Here is a 7,905-nt window from a genome sequence, read left to right on the forward strand (position 1 = left end):
CCAACATTGATGAGTCTTCAACAGTTTTACCTGTTTTTAGTATCGCCAAAACCATTACTTCTGGTACTTTTAATGTTAATGACCCTACTGCTGAAGTAAGCTATAAAGTAGTAGTTAAAAACGTTGCAGGTGGATACTCTACAAATGCAACTAATGTCACGATTCAAGATTTCTTGCCTGATGGCTTAATTATGTCAGCGCCATTGGCAAGAACTAACATTGTTCTTGCTGATGGCGCTACTATTAACGACAGTACTATTAGCAATCCTACTAACGCTAAGGGATTCTCATTTGTAGCCACTAGCCTACCACAAAATGGAACAGTGACCATCGAATTTAAAGCTAAAAAAGATACAGCTGTACCTTTAGCTCAAAATGCTCTTAACCATGTCACGGTTACTGACAATCTAAACGAAGGCGTAGGCCCTGATAACATCTTAGTTGATAGTACAGATACCTCAAAACAAAGAAATATCAACTTCTATCCTGCAGGCGATGATACTAACATCACTGATGGAACTTCGGTTGCTGATGGTAAAAATGGCACTGACTCTACCCAACCTCTTAACTCAATTCAACGTAGCTTGACACTGACAAACCCTCAAACTATTCAGATCCCTACAACTACCAATAGTACTACACAAGCCAATCACTCAGTGATCATCACCAATACTGGTCGTGACCCTGAAACAAACCTTAGTTTTACCCTCGCCAAGAGTGGTACAGCAGAAAATGTTAGCGTCAGTAATGTACAGGTAAATGGCACAGGTACAGCTTTAACTGCCAATGCTGGTGTCTATACTATTCCAGATACGCTTGCCGCTGGAGCCAATCTCAAAATCACTTATGTAGTTACATCTACCGATGCCGAAGTTGGTCAAAAAGAAGAAACCACTGTCACCTTAGTTCCTAGTGCTACGCCAGGCAATCCACCAACTGTAAATCCTGTTGTTGATACGACTCAGGTTCGCGGTATTGAGTTAGCAAAAACTCAAGCGCTTGATGCTAACTGTGATGGCGATCCAGAAGGAAGTTTTGTTACTACCTCTTTCAATGTTGATGCTGGTCAGTGTGTGGTCTATAACATTAAAGCAACCAATACTTTCGATAGTAGCGTAACTGGCAGTTATAGCATCGCTAGCTTAGTAATCTCAGATGATCTTGTTAAGAATGGTGTGACAACAAGTACTGACTATTTAACAGGGTCTGCTAATAACAAAAACATCTCTGGTTCAGCTACTACTGGTTCAGTAACAGCGCCAAGTGCTGCCAACAATCAAGTGGCTTCAAATACTGTAGAAGCATTAGCACCACAAGCAACAGCTAACCTGCAATTTGCTGTCAAAATCAAGCAGAACTAATTGATAAAAATATTTTTGAATCTATAAGTAGCTTTTGCTGCTTATAGAAAAACCCTCTAGCTTGACCTAACCCATTTTAATTAGCCAAGCTAGAGCATTATTACCCCACCTCTTGATGTTTTATTGGATAAGCGACACATGACTCTATCTGTAATGACACCGTCTAATCGTACCGCATTGTGCACAGCGAAGATCTCTGCGCTGTCATTAGCGATGTTGCTTATGCAATCAAATATGGCGTTTGCAGCCACTGATTCACATTCAGCAGCAAACCCTAATCTACAAATTATCAATAACATTGCAAACGCCACTTATAACGTCAATAAGCAAACTGACGTCACGATATCTAGCACCTCGAACCAAGTACAAGTTAAAGCGTCAGCACTTCCTGAATACGGCATCAGCTTAAGCCAGCAGCCGTTACTTACTGTCACGCCTAATGCCTTAGTAAACTGGGTTAACGTCCTAAATAATACCAGCTATAGTAATCAAACGGTTAAGTTGACACTTAATATCGCGCCAACCCTCTCTAATATCAAGGTCTATCAAGATCTAAACAAAAACGGCATTATTGATGGCGCTGACAGCGAGATTATCTTTGATAATTTACGTGCCCAAATTAAACTTGGACACAGCGAAAGCATCCAACTTATTGTACAAGCATTGTCAGACCCTAACGGCAAAAGTGGCGATACTGCTGATATAAAAATCGGCGCAGTGGTATTAGAAGATCCGTCAGTAGCAATGGCTAATGCCACTGATAAACTGATTATCGTTGAGCCTGAGATTAACTTTACCACTCCTAAGTTTGATGATAATGAAACCACTTCGCAATTGGATGATGACGTCTATATCGAAGCCAACTACGCGCAATGTAATGTTCAATTAGATAAGCCTGATCAAGTATGGGTCACGATTACTTCTTTATTGACTGGTGATAAGTACTCATTAAAAGGGATTGAAACCGGTAACAGCACTGGTAAATATCAGCTTTCAGCACCGACGCAAAACAATGCCAATGCTATCAATGATAAAATCATTCAGACTTTAAAAAATGATACTTTGACCGCGAGCCTCGATGCTTGTATCGCGCCTTCTGTCGGCACTGGCACTGAGCAGCTGCCAAGCGACGCTGATCTTACGGTTCGTATCGATAATTTGGCCAACCAAATTACTATCATCGATGACAGTGCTAGTTTAGTAGTGACCAAAGAAAGTGACGTTAAAAGTGCTGAATTTGGCGACTATATCAATTACAGCATTAATGTTACCAATAATGGTGAGTCGACCGCCTATGACGTGCAATTAAAAGACGCCCTACCGCGCGGTTTTGCCTACGTAGATAGCAGCGTACGTATTGATAAAGCCCAAACGACTGAGTTTAAAAGCGACGGCAAATACCAAGTTTTAAGTTTAGGTAATATGAATGCTGGCGAAACGAAAGATATTACTTATCGCGTCCTTATTGGCTCATCGGCATTAGGCGGTGACGGTATCAACCGTGCGACCGCCGTTGCTACTACTGAGCAAGGTCAGAGCCTCGTATCACGAGAAGCGCAGTGGAAGATTGAGGTTGAGCGCGGTGTCATGAACACTGACGGCATCATCATCGGTAAGGTTTACCACGATATCAACCGTGACGGCATTCAACAAAAAGAAGATGGTGAGCTTGGTGTTGCAGGCGTACGCATCTATATGGAAAACGGCAACTTCGTTGTTACCGATCCTGAAGGTAAGTATAACTTCTATGGCGTCAGTGCAAAAACTCACGTTCTAAAAGTCGATCGCACCACCATTCCTAACGCCACCGAAATGGTGACTCAAAGCAATCGCAATGCTGGCGATGCAGGAAGCCGTTTCGTTGACTTAAAATATGGCGAGCTGCATCGTGTTGACTTTGGCATCGTTGGCGGTATCGGCGATAGCACTGAACGCTTAAACGCAGAGCTGATTGCGCGCAGCAAATCTGTCAGCGCCAAAAATGACAGTTTAGAGCAAGCGGTAAAAACCGAGCTGGTGTTAGAGCCTGATTATAACCGTGACAATAAAGACAATGTTGATGCCAGCGGCTGTAAATCTAACGATGTCCTAGATACCGGTATCCAGTGTGACTCCGCCATCGTCAATGAGATGGTTAAGCCAGCTGCCAATCGTGTCGATATGGCAGTGACGACTATTGCGCCGCCGGTAGAAAAAGAGCTTGAAGAATACTTAAAAGACGTTTCTAACAATGATGTTGCTTTTATCAATCTAAGCGAAGGTCAGCAGCTCAGCACCTACAAGCAAATGATACAAGTACAAGCGCCGCTAGGTTCTAACTTTACCCTATATGCCAATGGCAAAGCGGTATCAGCCGAGCAAATTGGTAAAACCGCTGAGCAAGAAAAGCAAAAGGTAACGGCGTTTGATTACTATGCCGTCGATTTACAACGTGGCAATAATACCTTACGCGGTGTCGCGACTGATATTAATGGTAAAGTCATCTCCGAGCAAACTATTAAAGTATTGACGCCCGATAGCTTACAGGCTATTGAATATCGCACTCAAGACCAGCTCGTTCCCGCGGATGGTGTTAGCGAATATCAAGTTGTCATTAGCCTAAAAGACCGTGACGGTCGCCCTTATATCGCCTCAACGCCGATTACAATTGACACCAATATCGGTCGCATCAATCTGAGCGATAGCAGTAAAGATCAAGCTGGAACGCAGGTTACTGTCTCTGGTGGCGAGCTACTAATACCCATCACCGCACCAAGCGTACCAGATAAAGGTGAGCTAGTCATTAACACCGGCAGCAGTAAGCAAGTGATTCCGCTACAGTTCACCGCTCAGCTGCGCCCTCTTATCGCTGTTGGCATCGTCGAGGGTGCCATCTCGCTTAAAAACTTCGATGGCAGTAATATTACTGATGCGCAAGGTGCCTTTGAGCAAGAACTGCGTGAAATCGCTGGCAATGATGACTATTCAGCAACGGGTCGCGGGGCGATGTTCTTAAAAGGTAAGGTGCGCGGCGATTATCTACTAACTTTAGCTTATGATAGCGATAAAAAAGGCGAACGCCTATTCCGTGATATCGAGCCGGGGGAATACTATCCGGTATATGGTGACTCTTCTGCTAAAGGTTTTGATGCGCAGTCAACGAGCAAACTTTATGTGCGCCTCGATAAAGGTCGCTCATTTGCCATGTATGGCGATTTAAAAACCCAAATCGATAATGATGAAGGTATCAAACTTGGTCAATACAACCGTACTTTAACGGGTTTAAAAGCGCAGTTTGAAGATAGTAACACTCGCATCACCGCGTTTGCCGCCGAAACCAGCACCTCACAGCGCGTTAATGAGACACGCGGTCTTGGCATTTCAGGTCCCTACCCACTTGCCAATGATTTCGACGCGGTATTAGAAAATTCAGAAACCATCGAAGTCATCACCCGTGACGCCAATAACCCAGGTCGTATCGTGCGCCGTGAGACCTTGACGCGCTTTGCTGATTATGAAATCGACCCTATTAGCCGCAGCTTATACCTAAAGTCACCGATTGCTAGCCAAGATATCGATGGTAACCCTATCTACTTACGGGTGACGGTCGAAGTCGATGAAGGCGGTGAGAAATATTGGGTTGGCGGTATCGCTGCCAAGCAGCAATTGACCGATAAAGTATCTATTGGCGGTAGTTATATTAATAGTGATGACCCACTGAATAAAGAAGAGCTTGCCAGTGTCAATACGGTTGTTAAATTTAACGATAAGCTAAAGCTGGTCGCAGAATATGCCAAAAATAAAGCAGAAAATCCAAACGCTCAGCCAAGTGATCAGATTAATGCCGAAAAGCTAGACGGTAAAGAGACCGAAGGTGATGCGCTGCGTATCGAGCTTGACTATGATGATAAGAAAAACACCCGCGCTAAAGCTTATTATAATGATACCGACGAAGGTTTCGTTACCGGTGCTTCGCCGCAAACTGCTGGTCGCACTGAATCTGGTATCGAAATCACTCATACCTTAAACGATAAAAATACTGCTCTGAAACTTGAAGGTGTTCGCACTAAAGACCATACCACTGATGGTAGCATCGACGGCGTACAAGCCAGCGTTGAACAGCGTTTAAGTAAAAATATCGTTGGTGAAATCGGCGTACGTTACTACAAGCAAGAAGCTGTTGCCTCACGTAATATTCAAGCAGCAACCGATGTAGTAGATATAACCAACGACACTGTTTTTAACGATGATATCATCAATCAATCGGCGCTTAATGGCGTTAACAGCATAGAAAAAGTCATCGAAGGTACCACTGCCCGCGCTCGTTTGACTGCGCGTTTACCCAAACTAAATAACTCATTGGTATTTGCTGAATACGAGCAAGATATCGAGCATAGTTCGCGCAATGCCACTTCTATCGGCGGCGAAACAGCGCTTGGTAGCCTAGGTCGTTTATACGCCCGTCATGATTTAATCAATAGCTTGTCAGGCAGCTACGGTTTAGACGATTCTGAAGAGCGCCAACGTACCGTTATCGGCTTTGATGCCACTTATATGAAAGACGGCAAAGTCTATAGTGAATACCGTATGCGTGATGCGATCAGCGCCCGCGAAGCTGAAGCTGCTATTGGTCTAAAGAATAAATGGTATGTTCAAAAAGGTTTGACACTTAACACTTTGTTCGAGCGTGTCGAATCGTTAGAAGGTGAAAAAGACAATACCGCGACTGCAGCCGGTGTTGGCGTTGAATACCTTGCTAATGAAAAATATAAAGCCTCAGGGCGCTTAGAAAAACGTTGGGGCGATACCAGTGATACTTTGCTTGCTAGCGCAGGCGCCGCTTATCGCTATAGCGATGAAGTTACTTTACTCGCCAAGGATATCTATTCACAAGTGGATTATGATGATGGTCATCGTACCATCAATCGTTTTCAGCTAGGCGCCGCTTACCGCGATTATGATAGCAATCAGCTCGATATGCTTGCTAAGCTTGAATACCGCTTAGATGATAATGCCACTGGCAATGATCCGTATCAAAAAGATGCCATTGTATGGTCATGGAGCGGTAACTATCATCCAACGCGTCCATTAACGCTATCAGGTCATTATGCCGGTAAATATACGGAATATGACGCCCAAGGTATTGCTAGCAATAATACTGCACACGCTGTTTATGCACGCGGATTGTATGATATCAGCGAGCGCTGGGATATCGGTTTGCAAGCAGGTACGTATTGGAATAAGCAAGCGGACGATTTATCTTACTTGGTTGGCGCCGAAGTTGGCTATAGCCCGATGACCAACCTTTGGTTGTCGCTTGGCTACAACTTTATGGGCTTTGAAGATGAAGATATTGCCTATGACGATACAACGATAGAAGGCGCTTACTTTAGATTACGCTTCAAGTTTGACGAAGACTTATTCAAACGCCAAGATTCACGCAAAAATAAGCCGCTCAGCGCAAATTCTACGTTATAATTCCTCTTAGTTGTCATTTATTCTCATTGTCGTAAGCCACGCTTACGGCATTTTTATATTAACTGAATGATATTTTTTATCCTATGATAACCAACCCACTTACATACAAATCTCTCATTATTACCTTACTATAAGGTTGTTCTTATGCCTCGCACTCCCATTCAAGCAGTTTCCTATAAAAAACCTCTATATATGGCGTTATTAGCTGCGTTGCTATTCTCTACGGTTTCTTGTGTATCAACGCCAAACACTGCGTCAAAGGAGAGTAGCTTAAAGACAGCAGATTACTGTCTGGGCAGCAACTCCACTGAAAATCCAGCACCTTCTAAAGCTCAAAGCGCACAGCAGCGTGCTATGGATTGCATGCTGAACGAATTACAAACTTATCAACAAAAAAACATGAGCGCGCGACAACAATACTTTGCTTACAAAGCCCAAGCTTGGCTAAACTATGCAAATCATAAAGACAGTATGAATAGTCGCTCAGACGTTGGTGTGGAAGCTGCCCAAACGGCAGAAAATATCTTGCAAGCGTTAAAAAATGATAAGGTTGAAGAGCTTGCACTTATTGAAGACATTCCGTCTACTTCTGCGCTCATGCGACCTGATTTATGGGCAACGTTAAGTGCTCTTAAAGATAGTGGCGGTATCGATAGTGCGCCACGCGAAATCGCCTTTAGCGAAGTCTCATTAATATGGGCAGCTACCGATCAGTGTGAGCGCGGCGCAAAATCATCGAACAGTCACTTTCGGATGGCAGACCGCTGGCTTGAGCAAGCGCGCGAGGCTTTTGTAAATACCCACGACTCAACAACAAACGTTGCTTTAGAAGCGCTTATCGTGCGCTATTATGAAGAATACGCCCCTTTAGATTCAAGCGATGATACTTGCAATGGTCAAATATTACCGACAATCAATAAAAATCAAGCACCTTATTAAAAGACTAAACGATTAATAAGCCCTCATAAAGACGCGTAAAAAAAAGCCGACATCAAGTCGGCTTTTTTATGGATAGTTTGATAAAGATTAGCTGTTTTTACGCGGTAGTTTTTCTGGTAAGTAGCAGCGCAGATAGGCGATAGACGCG

The 7,905-nt window shown here is 43.6% G+C and carries 2 protein-coding genes and 1 pseudogene; all 3 read left to right on the forward strand.

Annotated elements, in window-relative coordinates:
• Nucleotides 1-1,361: pseudogene (locus V7D75_RS00205) on the forward strand (hypothetical protein); the annotation flags it as partial.
• 138 nt (nt 1,362-1,499) lie between these two features.
• Nucleotides 1,500-6,818, forward strand: coding sequence for an SdrD B-like domain-containing protein (locus V7D75_RS00210; RefSeq protein WP_333612916.1), 5,319 nt, complete (start codon nt 1,500-1,502; stop codon nt 6,816-6,818).
• Nucleotides 6,819-6,962: 144 nt separating this feature from the next.
• A complete protein-coding gene (locus V7D75_RS00215) occupies nt 6,963-7,757 on the forward strand; it encodes a hypothetical protein (protein WP_333612917.1) in 795 nt (264 codons plus the stop codon).
• Nucleotides 7,758-7,905 lie beyond the last annotated feature (148 nt).

This window comes from Psychrobacter sp. (genome assembly GCF_036731945.1).
Taxonomy (GTDB): Bacteria; Pseudomonadota; Gammaproteobacteria; order Pseudomonadales; family Moraxellaceae; genus Psychrobacter.

What these genes read in the sequence shown, in the direction of transcription:
- V7D75_RS00210 (WP_333612916.1), top strand. Translation starts at nt 1,500, where the DNA reads ATGACTCTATCTGTAATGACACCGTCTAATCGTACCGCATTGTGCACA.
- V7D75_RS00215 (WP_333612917.1), top strand. Translation starts at nt 6,963, where the DNA reads ATGCCTCGCACTCCCATTCAAGCAGTTTCCTATAAAAAACCTCTATAT.